At 62.0% G+C, this 21527-nt stretch carries 22 protein-coding genes; 18 read left to right on the plus strand and 4 right to left on the minus strand.

Going from position 1 to position 21527, the window contains the following annotated elements; genetic code table 11:
- Positions 1–698 (minus strand): WbqC family protein (locus tag ACTHJ1_RS10515; RefSeq protein WP_440191724.1); only part of this gene is annotated, 698 nt, incomplete at its 3' end.
- Positions 699–1903: 1205 nt separating this feature from the next.
- On the opposite strand from ACTHJ1_RS10515, the gene murJ reads away from it, so the two are divergent.
- The 9 genes from murJ to waaC all read left to right on the plus strand — a co-directional run bounded on the left by murJ (position 1904) and on the right by waaC (position 11541).
- Entirely contained in the window at positions 1904–4621 is a 2718-nt protein-coding gene (gene murJ / locus ACTHJ1_RS10520) for a murein biosynthesis integral membrane protein MurJ (protein ID WP_440191726.1), read from the plus strand.
- Positions 4597–4866, plus strand: a complete 270-nt coding sequence (locus tag ACTHJ1_RS10525; protein ID WP_440191729.1) for a hypothetical protein — start codon at positions 4597–4599, stop codon at positions 4864–4866. The genes murJ and ACTHJ1_RS10525 overlap by 25 nt, the downstream gene beginning before the upstream one ends.
- Before the next feature lie 6 nt (positions 4867–4872).
- Positions 4873–6318, plus strand: a complete 1446-nt coding sequence (locus ACTHJ1_RS10530) for an MBOAT family O-acyltransferase (RefSeq protein ID WP_440191732.1) — start codon at positions 4873–4875, stop codon at positions 6316–6318.
- The gene (locus ACTHJ1_RS10535) at positions 6293–7207 is read left to right on the plus strand and encodes a hypothetical protein (protein WP_440191735.1); all 915 of its coding nucleotides are present in this window, start codon (positions 6293–6295) and stop codon (positions 7205–7207) included. Before ACTHJ1_RS10530 ends, ACTHJ1_RS10535 begins: the two co-directional genes overlap by 26 nt.
- A 260-nt stretch (positions 7208–7467) precedes the next feature.
- Complete coding sequence (locus ACTHJ1_RS10540; RefSeq protein ID WP_440191738.1) at positions 7468–7692, plus strand: TIGR02450 family Trp-rich protein; 225 nt, start codon at positions 7468–7470, stop codon at positions 7690–7692.
- A 25-nt stretch (positions 7693–7717) separates the two neighbouring features.
- Positions 7718–8689 (plus strand): NAD(P)/FAD-dependent oxidoreductase, encoded by a 972-nt coding sequence (locus ACTHJ1_RS10545; protein WP_440191741.1) that lies wholly within the window; start codon positions 7718–7720, stop codon positions 8687–8689.
- Positions 8690–8959: 270 nt separating this feature from the next.
- A complete protein-coding gene (locus ACTHJ1_RS10550; protein ID WP_440191744.1) occupies positions 8960–9934 on the plus strand; it encodes an MBL fold metallo-hydrolase in 975 nt (324 codons plus the stop codon).
- Between the two features lie 73 nt (positions 9935–10007).
- On the plus strand, positions 10008–10463 hold the full coding sequence (locus ACTHJ1_RS10555) for a methyltransferase family protein (RefSeq protein ID WP_440191747.1): 456 nt from the start codon (positions 10008–10010) through the stop codon (positions 10461–10463).
- Positions 10464–10572: 109 nt separating this feature from the next.
- Positions 10573–11541: a lipopolysaccharide heptosyltransferase I gene (waaC, locus tag ACTHJ1_RS10560; protein WP_440191750.1), complete on the plus strand. Its 969-nt coding sequence runs from the start codon at positions 10573–10575 to the stop codon at positions 11539–11541.
- Between the two features lie 38 nt (positions 11542–11579).
- Here the strand turns inward: waaC and ACTHJ1_RS10565 are convergent, their stop codons facing one another.
- From ACTHJ1_RS10565 to ACTHJ1_RS10575, 3 genes are read right to left on the minus strand one after another with little or no spacing between them, the layout of a single operon-like run.
- Positions 11580–11723, minus strand: coding sequence for a hypothetical protein (locus tag ACTHJ1_RS10565; RefSeq protein ID WP_330915978.1), 144 nt, complete (start codon positions 11721–11723; stop codon positions 11580–11582).
- Positions 11724–11769: 46 nt separating this feature from the next.
- Positions 11770–12573: a type III pantothenate kinase gene (locus tag ACTHJ1_RS10570; protein ID WP_440191753.1), complete on the minus strand. Its 804-nt coding sequence runs from the start codon at positions 12571–12573 to the stop codon at positions 11770–11772.
- Positions 12570–13418, minus strand: coding sequence for a biotin--[acetyl-CoA-carboxylase] ligase (locus ACTHJ1_RS10575; protein WP_440191756.1), 849 nt, complete (start codon positions 13416–13418; stop codon positions 12570–12572). The genes ACTHJ1_RS10570 and ACTHJ1_RS10575 overlap by 4 nt, the downstream gene beginning before the upstream one ends.
- A gap of 97 nt (positions 13419–13515) precedes the next feature.
- Here ACTHJ1_RS10575 and ACTHJ1_RS10580 point away from each other — a divergent pair, with 97 nt between their 5' ends.
- The 9 genes from ACTHJ1_RS10580 (at position 13516) to ACTHJ1_RS10620 (ending at position 21457) form a co-directional block, all read left to right on the plus strand.
- Entirely contained in the window at positions 13516–14640 is a 1125-nt protein-coding gene (locus ACTHJ1_RS10580) for an MlaE family ABC transporter permease (RefSeq protein ID WP_440191759.1), read from the plus strand.
- On the plus strand, positions 14640–15449 hold the full coding sequence (locus tag ACTHJ1_RS10585) for an ABC transporter ATP-binding protein (protein ID WP_440191762.1): 810 nt from the start codon (positions 14640–14642) through the stop codon (positions 15447–15449). The genes ACTHJ1_RS10580 and ACTHJ1_RS10585 overlap by 1 nt, the downstream gene beginning before the upstream one ends.
- The gene (locus ACTHJ1_RS10590; protein ID WP_440191765.1) at positions 15436–16347 is read left to right on the plus strand and encodes an MlaD family protein; all 912 of its coding nucleotides are present in this window, start codon (positions 15436–15438) and stop codon (positions 16345–16347) included. Before ACTHJ1_RS10585 ends, ACTHJ1_RS10590 begins: the two co-directional genes overlap by 14 nt.
- The gene (locus ACTHJ1_RS10595; RefSeq protein WP_440191768.1) at positions 16344–16952 is read left to right on the plus strand and encodes an ABC-type transport auxiliary lipoprotein family protein; all 609 of its coding nucleotides are present in this window, start codon (positions 16344–16346) and stop codon (positions 16950–16952) included. The genes ACTHJ1_RS10590 and ACTHJ1_RS10595 overlap by 4 nt, the downstream gene beginning before the upstream one ends.
- A 19-nt stretch (positions 16953–16971) precedes the next feature.
- On the plus strand, positions 16972–17634 hold the full coding sequence (locus ACTHJ1_RS10600) for an alpha/beta hydrolase (RefSeq protein ID WP_440191771.1): 663 nt from the start codon (positions 16972–16974) through the stop codon (positions 17632–17634).
- Positions 17635–17828: 194 nt separating this feature from the next.
- Positions 17829–19115 (plus strand): D-alanyl-D-alanine carboxypeptidase family protein, encoded by a 1287-nt coding sequence (locus tag ACTHJ1_RS10605; RefSeq protein ID WP_440191774.1) that lies wholly within the window; start codon positions 17829–17831, stop codon positions 19113–19115.
- Positions 19116–19214: 99 nt separating this feature from the next.
- Positions 19215–20084: a D-amino acid aminotransferase gene (locus ACTHJ1_RS10610; protein WP_440191777.1), complete on the plus strand. Its 870-nt coding sequence runs from the start codon at positions 19215–19217 to the stop codon at positions 20082–20084.
- A gap of 20 nt (positions 20085–20104) precedes the next feature.
- On the plus strand, positions 20105–20380 hold the full coding sequence (locus ACTHJ1_RS10615; protein ID WP_440191813.1) for a DUF493 family protein: 276 nt from the start codon (positions 20105–20107) through the stop codon (positions 20378–20380).
- Positions 20381–20437: 57 nt separating this feature from the next.
- Complete coding sequence (locus ACTHJ1_RS10620) at positions 20438–21457, plus strand: aldo/keto reductase (protein WP_440191780.1); 1020 nt, start codon at positions 20438–20440, stop codon at positions 21455–21457.
- Positions 21458–21527: the final 70 nt, after the last annotated feature.

Genomic DNA, 21527 nt, shown 5'->3' on the forward strand with positions numbered 1-21527 from the left:
CAATGTGCGACATATTTCATGTAGCGCGGCGCTTCTTTGCCGCAATTGAACAAAAGATCAAGAATTGTGACGCCGTGGGTGAATTCGCCCCATTGCTGCGGGTATTCTGGATAGTTGGAATAGTCAAACCAGGAAAGCGCAACGCCCTTATCCGCGAATATCTGTTCATCCACATAGCTTCTAGCGGCTGGTCCAGATATGTATTCGGTACCACCCGCTTGTACACAGAGGTCTGCCAATCGCTCGGTTTTACCATCGATAAGTGTGTAGTCCCACGAATTGGAAATCACTGTGTTGATGGAGAGGTATTCGCAGATCGCCTCAAGGAATCGACGATTAAGTGGTGAAAGATAGCTACATGGTTCGACGGAATATAGTGGTTCCAGCCATTCGGCTATCTCGGAAAAATGAGGAGCTCGGCGATAGTTCTGCTGCAAGGCTCTCCAATGCCCTTCCGTCCATTCGGTGCCTTCTATCTCGGTGTCACGAATTTTTTGATGGTATTTGCCCTTTACCTGTACCGGGACGGTGAGCCACTGGACTCCTTGAGGTGTTTTTATCTGGTTGCGGTTTCGCCAATCGCGACGTGTGTATTGCATATCGTCGTAAAGGATGAATTCATCAACGGCGGCAATCATGTCAAAATAACCTTTCCATGGTATGTAATTTGACTGAAGTATCGCGATTTTTTTATTCATTTTCTTCTAGTAATCCAAATAAGAATCATCACTTCGAGAGAAATCCCGAGAATATTGCCCATACCATGACTTGCTCGGATTTTTCGCGCCACCGGGATCTGGAGTCTAGCCCGGGCTAGTAGTCTTGCGATAGCGATCTAGGCGGCCTGCTGTGGTATCAGGTATCCCAGCTTGGAGTACGGCCGGACGACATTGTAGTGCTGGCGCAAGCGCTCGATCACAATGCCCGGCTCGATCCGATTGCAGAACTACACCATGTCAGGTGTTCCCTGTATAGCTTGCCGTTAAGGGTTTTGGGTCGCGCCATTCTGCTAAAGCTTGCTTAGGTCGGTCGACGCCGTCGCGCTGCCTTGATGAACAATCCATTGCGGCGGGGTCCGCGAGGCGACCTCCTAGTCGGGCTATATCGATCCATAGGCATCGCAGCATGCATTCATCGACAAGCATCATGAACTTGATCTGCTGAACATTGTGGCGCGTGCGTCGCAGAAAAAATTGCAGACTCAGGCATTTCATGCATGTCGACGTCGGCATGGCTGAGAGGCCACTGGCGTTGACGTAGCCGCTTCGGGTATTTGTGGCACCGTCATGCTTTGTTGGCGCCACACCAGAGACATGCGCATCTGCATCCCTTCCGAGTCATGAAGCGGATCTGACGATAGCCACGCTGAAGATATCGAGCTCAGAGCGCCTGCCTCCCCGCCGCTGTCACTCTCCGTTCTTGTCATGGTCGGCGCCTAGCGCGGCTCTATCAGGGCTCTTTCTTCTATTGCCCCAATCATCCTTTGCATTGGGAGGCGCGTTCCTCCAGCGCACCGTGATACGAACTACTCAAAGCAGATCATCGTCTGCGTCGGTAGAGTGATTCAGATGTGTCGGAAAGTTGCCCCGCACTTGTCGTTCGGACTTTGGGTGAAGCACTCGCTTTTAATGCCCCGGTCGGATACCGACCACCACGCCAACGTCACCCGCGCTAACAAAATGCGCGGATTTGTGTGCGGACTTGGTTGGAATGCCGCTCCCATACTTGCTGAGTTGAAATCCAACGGCCTTGGGTTGACTCAATGCGGATACAGACCGCAGGTTTTTTTATTCGAGGCCGGCATCTCGCTACAGTGCCTACTACGCTCCCGTCATATCGTCTATTTTGGTTTTTAGGTTTCATCTACGCCAGCCTGATGGCTTTGATGTTTCAGAAAGTAGCCTTGCCGCTGCTGCCTGGGATCTATGCCGGACATGGTCTTTTGATCCATGACCCGATCACGGCCCACAACGCCGCGGTCACCTACGCTAACAAAATTCGCGAACTCGGCTGGAGTCAGTGGAAGCTTTTTCCCACCAGAAGCGAGGGGGGCAACATCGGGATCCTGTCGGCCTTGTATGCACTGTTCGGCCCTGATCCCGCGCTGTTCATCCCTTTTAATGCCGCCGCCGAAGCGACCTGCGCGTTGATGATCTATCGGCTCGGCTCGGTTCTTTGGTCGGGCCGGATCGGGACGACGGGAGGCTTGGTCGCGGCCATCCTGTTTCTGGTGTTTCCGTCCAGCTTACAGTGGTATGGCCAGAATCTGAAAGACGCATTCGTCATCGCGGGCATGCTGATGATGCTCTATGTGCAGCTTCGCCTGCTGCAGCAGGGCGACGGCCACGATGTGCCCAGGCTGCCGCCGCGGTTGCTGATCTTGATGCTGGGCGGCGCCGTGCTATGCGCCGTTTTTCGGCCCTATATGCCGATATTGCTGCTGGCGATATTCGGAATGTGCTGGGTGGCCGTGGCGGTGGCGCTTGGTGCGCGGCGTGCGCTGGTGAAAGAACGCCGCTTGCTGGCGCATGGGGCGCTGGCGCTGGCCGTGTTGGTGCCAATTGCCTTGTTTGCCGCGAAATCGAACGTGGCCGAGACCGCGCTGGAAGAAAACGGCGCGACCACGTCGGAGATGTCGTCGGCATCGACAAGCTCGACGCAGTCGTGGGCCTGGCAGGAAAGCGCATGGTTGCCGCACAAGGTCGACCATATTTTCCAGCGCGTCTCGGAACTGCGTAAGCATTTTGCCGAATACGGCGAAAGCATGTCCGCGAACTCGGCCATCGACTCGAATCGCATCCCCGACAGCGCGCTGGGCGTGCTGATGTATTTGCCGCGCGCGTTGCAGATTGGCTTGTTTGCCCCGTTTCCCGTGACTTGGCAGCAGCGCGTATCGGCACCGCGCCTGGTGGGGGCGCTTGAGACGTCTGTCTGGTATCTGCTTTTTCCGGGCGTGCTGCTGCTTGCCCGGCGCCGTCCTTCGCGGGCGCTGCTGTTCGGGGGATGTTTTTCCGCGACTCTGCTGGTGATTCTCAGCTATATCAATCCGAATATCGGGACACTTTATCGGCAGCGCTTCGGCGTTTGGATGCTTGTTCTGCTGGCCGGCGCGGTCGGCTGGATAAGTCTGCTCTCGCCGGGATTGCGGCGTATCGCCGAGACCCGCTCGGATCTGGCGAATGCCTCGAAGGCGGCGCTGGGTAAGACGGATGAATATCCGGGCGGAGGCATCGAATCGATGGTGGCTGCCGGTTCGCTGGTCCTGATCATTACGTTGGTCTGCTTTCTGGGTTTTACCGCGCGCGATTTGCTTCTGACCCGGGAGTTCGGCGCGACGTCGATGATGGACGGATACTTCTTTGCGGCCATGCTGCCGACGTTTCTCATCGCCTGCGTCTCCATGCCGATGGCCGACGCGCTCATGCGCACGTTCGTCGAAAGCAAGATTGGGCAGGGCCTGAAGCAGGCCGAGGACATCGTGCGTGCCGTGCTCTGGTACGGCTGCCTGGGCATGCTGGGTTTGTCGCTGTTGCTGTATGTCTGTGCCGAACCGCTGGTGCGCATGGGGATGAGCGGTCGCAGCGCCGATGCGGTTCACTCGGCCGTGACGATGTTCCGCTGCTTTCTTCCGCTGCTCTTTCTATCCATATGGACCGTGGTGGGCAATGCCGTGCTCAGCGGGCTGCAGCGCTTTCGCACGGTGGCGCTGACGCAATTGGTCGTGCCGGTGCTGGCGGTGGGCGCCATCGTGATCTGGCCGAGCACCTATGGCCCGTATCCTGCCATCTTCGGCATGGTAGCGGGCGCGCTGCTGCACTCGCTGCTTATCGTCTGGCGCCTCTCGCGGCTGGGGTTCGTCTTGTGGCCGCGGCCATCGGCGTTTAGGCAATTACCCGCCTCGGTGATGCGCAGCTACAGGCGCCTGGCGCTTGCCGCGCTGGTTGGGTCCGCAGCCATACCGATCGGGTATGTCATAGCGGGGCTGGTGCCCGGGGACGGCGGTGTCAGCGCCTGGGCGCTGGCAAGCAAGCTGATTACGCTTTTCAGCAGCCTTGCCAGCGCGGCGGTGGCGTTCGTGGTGCTGCCGCATTTTTCGAGGCTAGTGCGCCATCATGTCGAGCTGCTGCGCAACGACATGCGCTTGCTGCTGGTCGTCGGCAATGCTGCGGGTGGGGTCGGCACCGTCATGCTGGGTCTGTTCGCCGTGCCGATCGCCTCGGCGCTTTTCTCTCATGGAAATACCGATGAGAGGCACATTCTGATGTTCGCGGACATTCTGCGCATCGGCGCGCTGCAATTGCCGGTGGCAATTACCTATACCGTCATGATCAAGATCGCAGGGGTGGTCGGCACGTCGTTGCGGGCGCTGGCGGGGTCCGCTATTGCCTTGGTCACCAACGCGGTGCTCGCCTTTGTTCTCGTGCACCATATCGGTATTCTCGGCGTAGCCGTGGCTTCGCTCGTGGCGATGGTGTCTGCCACGCTCCTTTTGTCGACGATAACTCGCAAGGCATGCGGACTGCATATGCGCGATGTGGCCGTGCTGTGCATCAGCTGGATCGCATGGGCCGGAATAACGCTGGCATCGAATGCAGATTGGGTGCATTCGGTTGTGTCGTAGGCGTCGATATTCACAATTTTCGTCGCCTTGCGACCTGGGTTTTCGAGAGCGTGCCGCTGCTTGCGCTGAGTTACTATGGCCGCGGCCTGCATATCTATCGTCCCCGCGTCGTCTTTGGGGATGATGCCGATATTCGCGTTCGTGGTAATCGGCAATGCCTGCTGGCAGGGCTGACGCTCTGCCGTGGGTATGCCGGCGAATCAGATTATGAATTGCAGGATTCCCCAATGTATCGCAGGATATAAGAATAAATGTTATTTACAGATTGGATTTTCTTCGTCCTACTTGGAATTACATTTTTACTATATTACATGCCGGTTATGCAGCGCTATCAGGTGATGGTTTTGATCGCCGCGAGCGCCGTTTTTTATGCCTATAACCAGCCGGCCTTGTTGATCCTGTTGCTTATATCAGCCAGCATCTCCGCGGTATCAAGTTATAAGGTTTTTACTGCTGAGAAAAACGTCGAAGCAAAGATATGGGCAACGTTCGGCGTTGTATTGAATCTGGTGATTTTGTGCCTGTTCAAATACGGGGCGCTTTTGATATTGACTTTCTACGGCAAGCCAAGCTCGAGCAATTCCGTCGGTGAGATGCTGATTTCGCTACCGTTGCCTCTCGGAATTTCGTTTTATTCATTCCATGGAATTAGCTTGGTTGTCGACGTATGGCGACGAAAGACTGTGGGTATTGCAAACGTTTGGGATAAAGAAATTAGTGCCAAGAGTCACGGCAAAAAAACGCTTCTCTATCTCATGTTCTTTCCGCAATTGATTGCTGGACCAATTGTCAAGGCACATGAATTCTACCCACAAATTACCCGAAAATATTTCCAAGATATCGACTGGGAGCGCGCCATTCGAGCGCTCATCGTAGGGTATTTTCTCAAATGCGTAATTGCTAATAATCTGCAGATGCAGACGTTCTGGCTTGCATCGCCATACTATTTTGGACTCAATAGCCTAAATTTGTTGTTCCTTTTGTTTGGCTATTCAATGCAGATATTTTCTGATTTTGCCGGCTATTCCTTAATTGCCATTGGGCTTGCTTATTTATTTGGCTATCGTTTGCCGGATAATTTTAGATTTCCCTATATTTCAGAAACCTTCTCGGAATTCTGGACGCGCTGGCATATTTCTCTTTCGACTTGGCTTCGGACGTATTTGTATTATCCATTAGGCGGAAATCGGGCAGGTAGGGGTCGAACCTATGTCAATCTTTTAATCGTAATGGGGCTTGGCGGGCTGTGGCACGGAGCGGCATGGAGCTATGCTGTGTGGGGGCTATGGCATGGCATAGCATTGGTGATAGAGCGTTTTTTTTCCAATTCCAAGTTTTATCGTGCGCCATCGATACTGATAAGAATGTTGCGGATAGGGTTGGTTTTCGTGGTAGTGACCTTGGGATGGATATTATTCAAATTACCCCATTTTTCCGATGTGTTGGGGTTCTGTCACGCTCTCATCATTAATCGTGCATTGCCATTTAGCAAGAGTGTGCCTTTCTTTATTACGATATATTCAATTCCGATCATTGCCTACCACGCGCTGTATTTGATGCGTCGAGGTGGCGCTGAAGGATTTTTTTTCCGAGTATTCAGCGCTATTCGTGGCGAAAGTATCATTCTTGGCGGCATGGCAGCAGCAATTATCTTGGCTTCAGGCGATTCCAGTGCATTCATCTATTTCCAATTTTGATAAATTCCGATGGAAGCGCCTTCGTGACGTAGCTTTGGCGATGATCGTCTTGGTGGCGCTTTACGGCACTCTCGTGCAAATTTGGTCTCCGTTCATAGAGGTAGGTCAAAATCAGGAAGCGACCAATCGAATTCGCCTTGAAAATTATCTTGATAGTGCAAGTAATCCACCTATTGTTCTTGTAGGATCCTCGCTAAGTACGCGTCTTGCAGCGTCGGCCCTTGGCCCATTGGTCGAGAATCTTGGAATTTCAGGTGGTAGCTCACTTACTGGTTTGGATGTTCTTGCCCATGCGCATAAGCATCCTAGAATCGTTGTTATTGAAGCCAATTTGCTGGATCGCCCAATTGATGTGGATCTTATCGAAACTCTCTTTCGAGAGCCAATTTCAAGTCTGCGATCCAAGATCAAAGTTCTCCAATATCGATATAGGCCTGTCAATTTAATATATGGATTAATTGCGGCTCGCCACGTCGAGTCTGCGGAAGCGGATGTACCACCAGCAATTTTTAATTTATTGCTGCAGGATCAAATAAAATCTCAATCGAGACTGCTGAATCCTGCGATAGTGAAAAATCACATCGTCGAAATGACCGATTTGGTGAGCCGTCTGGTGGCCCGTGGAATTAATCCTGTTTTTTTGACAATTCCTGTTGATCCGGCGCTTACTCAGTCGCCGCAGGCGAATCAATTCCGTCATATTTTTGAAAGCGCTTTTCCAAAATCCAAATATTGTTGGATACGCCCGACGTTGCCCGGTGTGCCGAGGACTCGAGACGGTTTGCATTTGGTGCAGGCCGACGCGGCAATCGTGGCTAGTCAAATTGAGCCGCTGGCGCATGCCTGTTATGCCTCGACAAGAAATGCCGCTACCAACATTACTCGTTAGTGGCATTTTTACTAGTCTTGGTGTTGGACCGTGCTGTAGTGATTCCAGCTAATTAGATGGAAATTTTTGGCATACTTTCCGACTACGCCAGGGAAATTCTGGGGCAATAGATTGAAAATGCCGGCGATGCCAATTTTTGGATGAATTCATTCGATAATCTGAAATTCCAAGGCATTAACGACATTCTGGTTTATCGAGATGGTGCGCTGTGACGGCTTTTTCTCGATAACAATGCGCTTTTTACTGATCATGATTGATCCATGCCTCTTCGCCTGAACCCCCGCAAGCTATTGCTGAGCAAGTGGACCGCGCTTGCGCCGCAAAACAAGGAAAAGCATTTTCTGGTGGTGCGCGTGCTGGTGCCCGATGACCCGCTTGCGCCCATTACCGAGGTGGAGCTGGAGGCGGTCTACAGCGGGCGCAGCCGCGTCATCGCCTGGAAGACGCTGACCGACGAGGCCGTCTGGCGGCAAGGCTGGCATTGATCTTTTCTACCCGATTCCGCGATTCATGACCTTTTCCATTGCTGTTGTTGGCGCCGGTCTGGCTGGCCTGTCGTGTGCCGTTGTCCTGCGCGAGGCGGGGCATTGCGTGACTGTCTTTGAAAAAAGCCGCGGCGCGGGCGGCCGTCTGAGCACGCGCCGGGCCGAGCACTGGCAGGCCGATCATGGTGCGCAGTATTTCACCGCACGGCATCCCGATTTTCAGCGCGAGGTGCAGGTCTGGCAGCAGGCAGGCGTGGCGGCCGAATGGCCGGTCGCGCCGGCGGTGCTGGGGGGCGATCGGCTCCCGACGCACGACGCGCCGGTGCGCTATGTGGGCGTGCCCGGCATGTCGGCCCCGGCCAAGCACCTGGCCCAAGGGCTGGACCTGCGCGCGAGCCAGACCATTCAGGCGCTCGAGCGCGATGGCGTTGGCTGGCGGCTGCGCAGCGCCGAGCAGGGTCTGCTGCCCGAGACGTATGCGCGCGTCGTCGTGGCAGTTCCCTCGCCGCAAGCCGTGCCGCTGCTGGCGCCGGTCTGTCCGCCGCTGTCGGCGGTGGCTGCCGCGCAGGCCATGCAGCCGTGCTGGGCGGTCATGGCCCAGTTTGCTGCGCCGTTGTCGCTCGGCTTCGAGGCGGCCTTCGTCAATGACGGTCCGCTGCGCTGGCTGGCCCGCAACAGCGCCAAGCCCGGGCGCGGCGGGCAGGAATGCTGGGTGCTGCAGGCCAACGCCGAGTGGAGCGCCGCGCACCTGGAGGACGACGCGCAGCACGTGGGCGAGCGCCTGCTGGCCGCGTTTGGCGATCTGGGCGGCGCGTCGCCGCAGTCGTTTACCGTGCACCGTTGGCGCTATGCCGACTGCCAGGCGGGCGCCAGCGGCAGCGCCTGGGATGCGGATCTGGGCATCGGCCTGTGCGGCGATTGGCTGCACGGCGGCAAGGTGCAAGGCGCCTGGCTGAGCGGCCGCCATCTGGCCCGGCAGTTGCGGCAAAGCAGGTAGGGCCGAGCCGGGCGCGCCCTCGTGGCGTGCGCTGAAACGGCCGGGCGCCAGGCGGTCGTGCCGATACCCTGGGCACCCGATTGGATGCACTTTGTCGCGCTTTTTTTATTGCGCTTCTGTTCGAGGCCTGCCCGCTGATATAGTCGTTTGCGTCATCAGGGTGTGCTCTGCGGCAGCCTCGGTGACGACACGCTGCGCGGGAGGCCTCGGCCGGATCCCGCTGGGGTAGGGATCGTGCGAAACGACCGGCCGCCAGTCCCAGGAGACGACATGGATTCGCAGGCGACACCGCAAGAACCGGATTTGAATGACGACGGCCGCCGACGCAGGGATTTTGTGCGTGGCGGCTTTTCGTTGGGCGGCGCGATCGCGCTGGCCAGCACCGCTTCGGCGGAGCCCAAAGACGATCGCTGGGCCAAGCACGGGCGCGCCGGCGGCAAGCTGCTGGTGCGCTGGCTGGGCGGCGGCGTGGTGGAGATCGCCACGCCCGACTACAAGCAAATTGCCTACGGCGACGCCTGGATCTGGAACAACGCAGGCTGGGATCGCTTCGGCGTGAAAAAGCCGCCGGAATACGCCAGCGCCAAGGGGTTCGCCGACTATGTCGCCGGCAAGAAGCCCGATGCGGTCTTTGTGCTGCTTACGCACGATCATGGCGACCATATGGGCGATTACTTCGAGATGCTCAAGGCGCTGAGCGACGCCGGAGTGCCGGTCAAGACGACCGGGCAGAGCGACATGATGCGCTCGAACACCGGCTTGGTGCCGGAGTTTCGCAAGGCGGGCCTGGATCCCGCCAAAATCGTGGTGAACGGCGGAGCGGGAATGAACTTCGGCGGGGTGTCGCGGCACGGCGAGATGACGGCGCACTTGATTCCCGCATTGCACTCCAACCTGTGCGGCTATCCGGCGGCGGGCTTTATGCTCGAAATCGGCGGGGTTCGCGTCTATCTGAGCGGAGACACCGATCTTTTCGGCGATATGCGCATGCTCGGCGAACGCTATAAGCCCGACTTGGGCATTGTGTGCGTGGGCGGCGGACCTTTCACGATGGGGCCGCAGGACGCGGCGCGGGCGAGCGCCTGGGTGGGCGTGTCGCACGCCATTCCCGTGCATTATGCGCACAATGGCTTGGTGCTCGGCGTCGAGGCGGGCGAGCAATACCGCCAGGCTGCCGCGCACGCGGCGCCCGCGCTGAAGGTCTCGGTCATGAAGCCCGGCGAGCAGCGCTTGATCGCGATCTGACCCGCGAGGGGCAGCATCTCGCACGGCGGCATCGGCGGCATGGGATAGCGCCACGCGCAACCAAGGATAGGTCTTGAAAAAACGATACGTGTACGGCTATTTGCTGGTGGCGCTGCAGTTTTCCGTGTTGCTTGCGCTGGTTTTTTCAAGCTCGCTGCTGTCGCGATTGCGCGTTGGCGACCTGCTGCTGTGGCTGGTGATCGCCGGGTCGGTGGCGGTAGGGGTGGCGGCCATCGTCAATAACCGGCCCGGCAACTTCAATATTCATCCCAGTCCGAAATCGGGCGGGTCGCTGGTGGTGCATGGCATCTATCGCTACGTGCGTCACCCGATGTATGCCGCGATTCTTGTTTTTGGCGTGGCCTGTGTTCTGGCCACGCCCGACGCAATAAGGCTTGCGCTGTTTTGTGTGTTGCTGGGCGTCTTGCTGGCGAAGGCGCGCCTGGAAGAGCAGTGGCTGTGCGAGACCTTTGCCGGCTATCCGGCTTACATGAAAACGACGCGCCGCTTTTTGCCCGGGGTTTTCTGAACGCTGCCGGGCCTGGCGGGTCGCCCGGGCATCGTAAAAATCGCCCGATGGCGGCCCGAACGCCCGCAGGCGCTGAGGTACTATGGGCGGCCCTTTTTTCCGACTCGCCATGTCTACCCGCATTCTCATCGTCCGCACATCATCGCTGGGGGATATTGTTCATACCCTGCCCGCGATTTCGGATATCGCGCGCTATGTGCCCGGCGCGCAGATCGACTGGGTGGCGGAAGAGGCGTTTGCCGAGATCCCGGCCTGGCATCCGGCGGTGAACGAGGTGATTGCCCTGGCGCAGCGCCGCTGGCGCAAGACCTGGTGGCGCGAGAGCACTCGCCGCGAGCGCCGCAGCATTGCGGATCGACTGCGCGACGTGCGCTACGACGTGGTGCTGGACATGCAGTCGCTGCTGAAGTCGGCCTGGCTGGCGCGGCATGCGCAGGGCACGCGGCACGGCCTGGATTGGCAGTCGGCCCGCGAGTCGATGGCGTCTTTGTTTTACGACGTGCGGCATCGGGTGTATTTCTGGCAGCCTGCGGTGGTGCGCCAGCGCCTGCTGGCCGGGCTGACGTTCGGCTACGAGTATGCCGGCGAGCCCGATTACGGCTTGCAGCGTTTCGTGGCCGACGCGCACAGCGATCGGAGCGCGCGCAATTATGCGGTGATCATGCCGTCGGCCAGCCGCGACGACAAGCTGTGGCCCGAGCGGGATTGGCATGCCGTGTTTGCGCGGTTGCGCGACGAGGGCTGCGTCTTGCGCGTGCTGGCCGGCAATGCCAGGGAGACCGCGCGCGCGCAGGCGTTGACGGCCGGGCAGGAAGGCGTCGAGGTCATGCCGCGCATGAACCTGACCGGCGTGGCCAAATTGCTGGCCGGCGCGCGCGTGATGGTCGGTCTGGATAGCGGCGTGACGCATTTGTCGGCGGCGCTGGGGCGGCCGACCGTGGGCATTTATTGTGCGTCGTCGCCGGTGCGCACGCCGCTGATAAGCCAGGCGTATACCGCCAGCCTGGGCGACCAGGGCGCGCCGCCGTCGCGCGATGCGGTGCTGGCGGGCGTGGAGCAGGCGCTGGCCGCCGAGTGAGCGATCTGTTGGATTTATCGCGCGCGAGGTCGGCGAACTTACCGCCCCAGCGCCACCTTGTCTGCGTTCAGTTCCTGCACCACCGTGCGGGTTTCGTCTCCGGGGCGCACGCCCAGCCAGCCCTGCCCCAGGGCATAGGCCCACACATTGGCCAGCAGAATCAGCAAGAACAGGATGCGCATGTCGAGGTCCGCTCGTAAGGGATGAATCTGCCGGATTATCCCGGATTTATTCCGGCCGCTGCGCGGTTTGCAACACCCATGCGGCCAGTCCGTCCAGCACGGGGCTTTCCACATAGATCGGTCCGGTGGGCACGCTGCGCGCGGCGCCGGCCTGGGCCAGGAGCGTTTCCACTTCGGTGCGTATCTCGGGCCAGCCGCCGCCGGTCACGTAGATGTCCGGCGTGGTGCCGAAGCGCGTGCGTGCGGCCAGCCATTGGCGCACCACGGCGCCTGCCTGGGCGGCCGCCACGCCGGTGCTGATGGCCTGATGGGTGTCGGTGGGGTAGGCGGTGGCCACGCCCTGCGCCAGGGGCAGGTTGGCGGTGCCGTGGGCCAGCGCGTTACGCATCATGGCCGGGCCGGGCAGGATCAGGCCGCCGAGAAAAACGTTGTCGCTGTTGACGGTATCCAGCGTGGTGGCCGTGCCGAAGCTGGCGACCATGAAGGGCGGATGCCGCTCGGGCTGGCGGGCCAGCACGCCCAGCATGGCGGCCCAGCGATCCACGCCCAGCTGCTCGGGGTGCTGGTAGCCGTTGCGCAGGGCCAGCGTCTGCGCTTCGGCGCGCAGCCATTCGACGCCGCAGCCGCAGGTGTGCTCGACGATGCGGGCGATCGCATCGCCGCGCTCGGCGCCCGCCACGTTGACGCCGACGGCGCGTGCCGGCGTTTGGGGCAGGGCCTGCAGCCAGTCGGCCAGCGCCTGGGTGTCGGCGTGATCGAAGGCCTGGGTATCGGCCTGGCGATGCTGCGCGCCGTCGGGCAGCAGGCCGATTTTGAGGCGGCTGTTGCCGGCGTCGATGAGCAGAATCATGGTTGCGGCCGGATCGAGACTTCGCCCACGACGATCGGCTGGAGGCCGCGGTCGGTGCGCAGCAGCAGGCGTCCCTGGGCATCGAGACCTTGCGCAATGCCGTGCTGCAGGATCTTGCCCTGGTCGATGACGTTGACCGCCTGGCCCGCCAGGGCGTCCATGCGGGCATAGCGCTGCACGAAAGCGCCGAAGCCGTCGCGCTGCACGTCGAGCAGAGCCTTGTGAAAACCGTTGGCCAGGGCGCGGACGATCTCCGCGACGCCTACGTCGGCCGGCGCGCCGATCTGGCTCCAGTCGGCGACGGGGCGCCCCAGGTTTTGGGTGAGCAGGTCGGCATCGCGCAGATTCAGGCCGATGCCGACCACGACGGTGTGGCCGGCGATCAGGCCGCTTTGGTTGCGCACCGACTCCACCAGCACGCCGGCCAGCTTGGCCTGGCCCCATTGCAGGTCGTTGGGCCATTTGACGGTGAGCGAGCCGGCCCGGTCGTCGCCGATCAGCGCGCGCAGGCTTTCGCAGGCGGCCAGGCCGGTCAGCGGCGAGAGGGCCGGCAGATCGGCCGCGAGCAGGTGCACGTCGAACGCGAAAGACACCATCAGCGCGGCGCCCGACGGGCTCTTCCAGGACCGGCCCACGCGGCCGCGGCCCTGGGTTTGCAGATGGGCGCCCAGCAGCCATGGCTTGCCTTCGGGGCGTTCGCGTGCCCGGGCCAGCAGGTCGGCATTGGTGGAGCCGGTTTCGGCCTTCCAGCCGACCTGCCCGTAAGCCGGCAGCCAGTCGGCCAGCAGGTGCGCGAGCGTGGGCGGAGCGGGCAGTGCCAGAGAGGGGGGGGAGAGGCTCGACATGGCCGGATTGTAGGCTGTGAAACGGGGTTTTTGACCGGTCCCGTATATCATGGGCGCGTCCCGACTTTCAGCGCCCTTTCGCTGTTGCAGACCGCCCATGTCCCGCATTTCGATTCCCCCGGTTCAGCCCGTTCGCCGCGACGGCGGCGTGTGCTATCTGACGGGAGAATGGACGGTGATGGCCTTGGAAGAGGCGGGGGCGGTGACCTACCGGCGGCAAGCGTTGTCGTCCGGGGGGCACGACATGAGCTGGGATCTGCTGGGCGTGACGCGGCTCGATACGGTGGGGGCGCATCTGATCTGGCAGGCCTGGGGCGGCAAACTGCCCGCGCGGGCGCGCCTGTCGGACCGCCAGCGCCTGGTGTTTCAGGCGCTGGCCGATCATCCCGGAGGCGTGCGCGAAGCGCTGCGGCCGCGCGCCGACCGCCTGGAATGGTTGCGGGGGCTCGGCGACATGTGGGGCCTGGCAGCCGAGAACGGCCGGGCCATGCTCGCCATGTTCGGCCAGTTGGTGCTGGATTTTCTGGGGCTGCTGACGCGGCGCTGGCGGGTGCCCTGGAAGCCGATTTCGGCGCAGATCTATCACACCGGCGCGCAGGCGCTGGGCATTACGGCGCTGGTGGGTTTTTTGATCGGCGTGGTGCTGTCGTACCTGTCGGCGCAGCAGTTGCGCATGTTCGGCGCGGACCGCTTCGTGGTGCAGCTGCTGGGCGTGTCCATCGTGCGCGAGCTGGGGCCGGTGCTGGCGGCCATTCTGGTGGCGGGGCGCTCGGGGTCGGCCATTACGGCCGAACTGGGCGTGATGCGGGTGACGCAGGAACTCGACGCCATGCAGGTGATGGGCATTTCGCACAGCCGCCGATTGATTCTGCCGCGCGCGGTGGCGCTCAGCATTTCCATGCCGCTGCTGGTGCTCTGGACCGATGCGCTGGCGCTTCTGGGCGGCGCGCTGGCGGCCAAGGCGCAGCTGGGCCTTTCGGTTGCGTGGTTTCTGCGCACCTTGCCCGATGCGATCACGCTGACGAACTACAACATCGGCCTGCTCAAGGGCGTCACGTTCGGCGCGCTCATCGCGTTGATCTCCTGTCACTTCGGTTTGCGCATCAAGGCCAATACCGACAGCCTGGGACGCGGCACGACGACCTCGGTGGTGACCTCGATCACGGGCGTCATTCTCGTGGATGCGCTCTACGCCATTCTTTTCAGTTCGGTGGGGCTGTGATGGACGAGTCCGCCGCCGAAACCGTGATCTCGGTGCGCGGCCTGCGCACGGCATTCGGCGACCATGTCGTGCACGAGAACCTCGATCTTTTGGTGCGGCAGGGCGAGATTCTGTCGATCGTCGGCGGTTCGGGCTCGGGCAAGACCACGTTGCTGCGCGCCATCATCGGGCTGGATCGGCCCGCGGCCGGCGCGGTGCGGGTGCTGGGGCACGATTTATACGAGATGGGTTATGCGCAATTCCGGCGCCTGTCGCGGCGCTGGGGCATGCTGTTCCAGGCTGGCGCGCTGTTCTCGGCGCTGTCGGTGTTCGACAATGTGGCGCAACCGCTGCGCGAATTGCGCACGCTTCCCGAAGATCTGATCGCGGACGTGGTGATGTGCCGCCTGGCCATGGTGGGGCTGACGGCGCAGGATGCAGGCAAGCAGCCGTCGGATCTGTCCGGCGGGATGATCAAGCGCGTGGGCCTGGCGCGCGCCCTGGCGCTGGATCCGAGCTTGCTGTTTCTGGACGAGCCCACGGCGGGCCTGGATCCGCAGCGGTCCGACGAGTTCGTGGCGCTGGTGCGCAGTCTGCACCGCGAACTGGGATTTACGGTGGTGATGATCACGCACGATCTGGACACGCTGGTCGACCTGTCGTCCCGCGTGGCGGTGCTGGCCGACCGGCGCGTGATCGTGTGCGATGCCTTGCCGCAGGTGCTGAAGGTGAAGCATCCCTTCATCAACGAGTTTTTCCTGGGCGAGCGCGGCCGCCGCGCCCTGGGCGCATTGATATCCGAAGATAAGGTGGGGTATGGAGAACCGTAGTTATGCCTTGATGGCGGGGATATTCACCCTGGCCCTCATCGCCGTGGCCGTGGTCGTGGCGATCTGGCTGGAGCATGGCAAGACGGCCGTGGTGATGTACGACATTGTGTCGCAGCACTCGGTGGGCGGCCTGTCGGTGCAATCGCCCGTGCGCTTCCAGGGCGTGCCCGTGGGGCATGTGGAGTCGATGACGCTGGACCAGGAACGCCCCGGCCGCGTGCTCATTCGCATTGCCGTCAAACCCACGACGCCGATCACCGACGAGACCTGGGCGGAGCTCGACACGCAGGGCATCACGGGCCTGGGCGTGGTGGCCTTGCACGATGCCGGCATGTCCACGCATCTGCTGCTGACCTCGGCGGCGCACCCGGCCCGCATTCCCCTGCGGCCGGGCCTGCTCGAGCGGCTCGAGGAAAAGAGCAGCGGCCTGCTGGACGAACTCGATCAGGCGGCCGTGCAGATCAACGCGCTGCTTTCGCCGCAGAATACGCAGGCCCTGTCGGCCACGCTGCAGAACGCGGCGCAGATTTCCGCGCAGCTCAAGGAAGCGAGCGGCAATGTCGGGCCGCTCATCAAAAATCTGAGCAGCGCGGCCGCGCAAGCGGGCGATGCGGCGCAGCAAGCCAGTGCCGCCGTGGCCAGGCTCGCCGCGCCCGACGGCGTGCTGGCCTCGGCGACGCAAAGCCTGCGGCAGATCGGCCTGGCGGCGGCACGCCTGAATACGCAGACCTTGCCGGACGTGAGCGATATGGCGGGCCAGGTCAGCGCGACGGCGCACGGGGCGTCGGCCATTCTGCGACGGGTGGGCGAGGCGCCGCAATCGCTGCTGTTCGGCCCGCCGTCGGCGCAGCCGGGGCCGGGCGAGGCCGGGTTTGCCGGGTTTGGAGAAAAGCGATGAAGCGTTCGATACAGAACCGCATGACATGGATGGTCGCCCTGTGCCTTGCGCTGGCCCTGGCCGGCTGCAGCCTGGGAAAAATGGAACCGGCTCCGGCGCTGTACGACCTGGGTATCGACGAAGGGTCGGCGCCCGCCGGGGCAGGCATGCACAAGCCCGTGGCCCTGGCGTTCAATACCGCGCCCGCGCTGGCCGATACGGGCATGATCTGGCGCGTGGCCGGCAGCGACAGTCCCAAGATCTATACCCGGTCCAGGTGGTCCGTGCCGCCGCCCGATCTGGTCAGGCAGCGCTTGTCGGAGCGCCTGGCGCGCCTGGGTCCGGTCGTGCCCGGCGACACGGTCGGGCTGCCGCGTCTGCAGGTGACCTTGATGCGCTTCGAGCAGGTGTTTTCGGCCGATGGCGCCGCGAGCAACGGTCAGGTGGCCCTGCAGGCCGTGCTGCTGCGGGCCGATGGGCAATTGATCGCGCAAAAGCTGGTGCAGCGTTCGGTCGCGGCGGCCACGCAGGATGCCGGCGGCGGCGTGCGCGCATTGAGCCGGGCGACCGACGAGGCGGCCGATGACCTGGCGCGCTGGCTGGGCGGCGCGATGCGCCAGAATTGACGAGAAGAACGGGTTCGATATGGCAATACGCACTGAAATCGTGGGATTCGACGGCGCAGCGGGGCGCATCGATTGCGCGCTCGATTGGCCCGATGGCGCGCCGCGCGGCTGGGCGCTGGTGCTGCATCCGCATTCGCTGCAGGGCGGCGCGCGCGACAACAAGGTGGTGACCACGATTGCCCGCGCCTGCCTGCAGCATGGGCTGATGGCGGTGCGGCCGGATTTTCGCGGCGTGGGCGCTTCCGAAGGCGCGTTCGACAAGTCGATAGGCGAAACCCAGGACATGCTGGCGCTGGTGGCGCAGTTTCGCCAGCGCTATCCCGACCTGGCCGCGCAGCCCTGGGTGCTGGGCGGGTTTTCGTTCGGCACCTCGGTGGCGGCGGGCCTGCATGCGGGCCTGGCCGCCGCGGGCGATGCGCACCTGCCTGCGGCGCTGATGCTGGCAGGCGCCGCCGTGCAGCGCTTTCAGCCGGCCGATATCGCGGTGCCGGCGCATACCCTGCTGGTGCATGGCGAGCTGGACGACGTCGTGCCTTGCGCCGAAACCCTGGACTGGGCGCGCGCGCGCAACCTGCCCATGGTGGTGATCCCCGATGCCTCGCACTTCTTCCACGGCAAGCTGCTGATTCTGCGGCAACTGGTGCTCGACAAGCTCACCGTGGCCTTGATCGCGGCGAATTGACGCCTGCGGCGAAAGAACGCATAACGCATCAGTCGGCGATCGCGGCGCTCTGTCATCACACGCAACAAATTACGTTGCATTTCTTGCAAAAAGGGACGCGCCCACGCCGCTGTCGCCCTGGGACCGCTGCCTATAATTGCACGCTGTTACCCGCCGTTTGCGCGGTTGATTCCCCGTACTGGATTTTGTCGCCGATGAAGAAGCTATCCCCGTCCTACGCCCGCCTTGCCGTAGCGAGCCTGTTGGTGCCGGCCGCCATGCTGGCAGTGCCCGTGGCCTGTGCCGCCGACGCGGCCCCTGCCGCTTCGGCCGCGGCGCCCGCGCCCGCCGCCTCGGGCCGTACCGCCGGCTTTTCCTCGGCTTCGTTTGCCTTTGCCGATCCCAAATCGCTGGACGTGAGCAGCCTGTCGGTCGTGCCTGCGCCCGCGCTCGACGCCAAGGCATGGATCGTGGTCGATGTCACCAGCGGCCAGATACTCACGCAGTCCAATCCCGACACGCAGGTGCCGCCGGCGTCGTTGACCAAGCTCATGACCTTTTATCTGGCGGCCAATGCCGTCGATGAAAACCGCCTGCCGCTCGACCAGCAGGTGACGGTGTCCGAGCGGGCGTGGCGCACGGGCGGCTCGCGCATGTTCATTCAGCCGCGCCTGCCGGTCACGGTCGATCAGCTCCTGCAGGGCCTCATCGTCGACTCGGGCAACGACTCCGCGGTGGCGCTGGCCGAGGCCGTGGCGGGCAGCGTCGACGCCTTCGTCACCCTCATGAACCAGGAAGCCCAGAAGCTGGGCATGCGCGACACGCACTTCGACAACGTCGACGGCCTGCCCGATCCGCAGCACGTGACCACCGCGCGCGATCTGGCCATCGTGGCCACGCACATCATCAAAGACCACGCGTCGCTGTACCACTACTTCAAGCAAAAAGACTTTACCTACAACAACATCAAGCAGCCCAACCGCAACAGCCTGCTGTGGGCCGACCCGTCGGTAGACGGCATGAAAACCGGCTTTACCGACGCGGCCGGCTATTGCATGATCGCCACCGCGCAGCGCGGCGACCGCCGCATTCTCACGGTGGTGCTGGGCACGCCCAGCGCCACGGCGCGCTCGCAAGACAGCCTGCAGCTGCTGAACTGGGGCTTCCAGAATTTCGACGACGTCAAACTGTACGGCGAGAACCAGCCGGGCATGGACGTGCGCGTCTGGGAAGGCCAATCTCATACCGTGCGTCTGGGCCCGCCCAAGCCGGTGTGGCTGACCGTGCCGCGCGGCAAGACCAGCGACATCAAGCCCGTGGCGCATTACCCCGATCCGCTGATCGCTCCGCTGACCAAAGGCCAGCAAGTGGGCACGCTCGACCTGACGATGGACGGCAAGGTCGTGCGTACCGAGCCGCTGGTGGCGCAGACCGCCGTCGAGCGCGCCGGGTTCTTTGGTCGTATGATCGACGTGATCAAGCGTCATTTTTCCAGCAAATAAACGGCAACCGGGCGGCACGGCATCGCGCTGCGCCCTTGCCTCGACCGACATTCAACATGCTCGCCGCCAGCCGGCGAGTTTTTTTCTAGGAAGGTCTCCATGATCATCCCCGGCATGGCGAGCGACAGCCAGGTCTACCTCAACGGCGAATTCATGCAGATCGGCGAGGCCAAGATCTCGGTGCTCGACCGCGGCTTCATCTTCGGCGACGGCATCTACGAAGTGGTGCCGGTCTACAACGGCAAGCCGTTTCGCATTGCGCATCACCTCGATCGCCTGGACCGCAGCCTGGCGGCTATCCGCATCGCCAATCCGCACGATCGCGCCGGCTGGTTGGCGCTGATCGGACAGCTCATCGAACGCTCGCCCTCGCCGATCTGCATGGTGTATTTGCAGGTGACGCGCGGCGTGGCCAAGCGGGATCACGGCTTTCCCAAAGAGCCGATCGCGCCGACCGTGTTCGGCATGGTCAATGCCATGGTGCCGCCGGGCAAGGCCCAGCGCGAGCAGGGCTTGTCCGTCATCAGCCTGCCCGACGAGCGCTGGCTGCATTGCGAGATCAAGTCGGTGTCGCTGTTGGGCAATGTGCTGGCCAAGCAGGCCGCGACGGATGCCGGCGTCGACGACGTGGTGATGTTCCGCGACGGTTACCTGAGCGAAGGCTCGTCGAGCAATGTCTGGGTGGTGATCGGCGGCAAACTGCTGGCCCCGCCCAAGAACAATCTCATTCTGGAAGGCATCCGCTACGGATTGATGGGCGAGCTGGCCGAGCAGATCGGCCTGCCCTTCGAGGCGCGCAAGCTGTCCAAGCAAGAAGTGCTGGCCGCCGACGAAATCATGGTGACCTCGGCCACCAAGGAAGTGCTGCCCGTGGTGCGCATCGACGGCAGGCCGGTGGGTTCGGGCAAGCCCGGGCCGGTGTATGCCAGGCTGCGCGAGCGCTATGATGCGCTGATCGCATCGCTTTGATGCGGCGCTAAAGGGGGGCAATCATGCAAATCCCGCCGGAAGAATCGCTGATCGAATACCCGAGCGATTTCCCCATCAAGGTCATGGGCAAGCATCATCCCGAGCTTGCCCAGACGCTGACCGAGATCGTGCTGCAGTTCGACCCGGACTTTGACCCGGCCACCGTCGAAATGCGGCCGAGCAAGGGCGGCAATTACCTGGGGCTGACCTTCACGGTTCGCGCGACCTCGCGCGAACAGCTCGACGCGCTGTATCGCGCCCTGCACGGGCATCACATGGTGTCAGTGGTCTTGTAGGCGAGCCCGTTCGATGTAGACTGGCCTGTCTCGCTTCATGCATTCAGGAGTCAGTTCATGCAATATCGTCGTCTGGGCAAAAGCAATCTGGAAGTCTCCCGGCTGTGTCTGGGTACCATGATGTTCGGCGAACAGTCGCCTTTCGAGGCGGCGGCCGACATCGTGGCGTCGGCGCGCGACCACGGCATCAATTTCATCGATACCGCCGACGTCTACAACGGCGGCCGGTCTGAAGAGGTGGTGGGCAAGCTCATTGCCCAGGACCGCGACGACTGGGTGCTGGCAAGCAAGATCGGCAACGCAGTCGACAAAGGCCGCAATCATGTGCGCTATTCGCGCAAGTGGCTGATGCAGGGCGTGGAGCAGAGCCTCAAGCGCCTGAACACCGATTACCTGGATGTTCTGTACCTGCATCGCGATTTTCACGAAGAGAATCTGGAAGAGGTCGCGCTGGCGCTGGGCGATCTGATCCGCGCGGGCAAGCTGCGCTACTTCGGCGTTTCCAACTTTCGCGCCTGGCGCATCGCCGAGATGGTGAACCTGTGCGGGCAGCTGGGCGTGCCCAAGCCCGTGGTCTGCCAACCGTACTACAACATGCTCAACCGCATGCCCGAGGTCGAGATTTTGCCGGCCTGCGCCCATTTCGGGCTGGGCGTGGTGCCCTACAGCCCCATCGCGCGCGGCGTGCTCACGGGCAAATACGCGCCGGGGCAGGCGCCGGCCGCCGACACGCGCGCCGGGCGCGGCGACAAGCGCATCATGGATACGGAGTTTCGCGAAGAGTCGCTCAAGATCGCCCAGGAGCTGGTCGCCTACTGCGAGGGCAAGGGCGTCAAGCCGGGGCATTTCGCCACGGCCTGGGTGCTGGCCAATCCCGTGGTCACCAGCGTCATCGCCGGGCCGCGCACGCTCGCGCAGATGCAAGACTATTACGGCGCGCTCGACGTGGCGATCGACGCGAAAGAAGAGGCCATGGTCGACGACTGGGTAACGCCCGGCCATGCGTCGACGCATGGCTATAACGATCCGAGCTATCCCTTTTTCGGAAGGCCGGTTGCGGTCGCGCAGCAGGCCTGACAACGCGTCAGACGATGCCGGGCGGCAAGCGGCTCGGCATCGTCATATCGGGTAGAAGCTTTATCGCGGT

This window comes from Bordetella sp., assembly GCF_051960075.1.
Lineage (GTDB): Bacteria > Pseudomonadota > Gammaproteobacteria > Burkholderiales > Burkholderiaceae_B > Bordetella.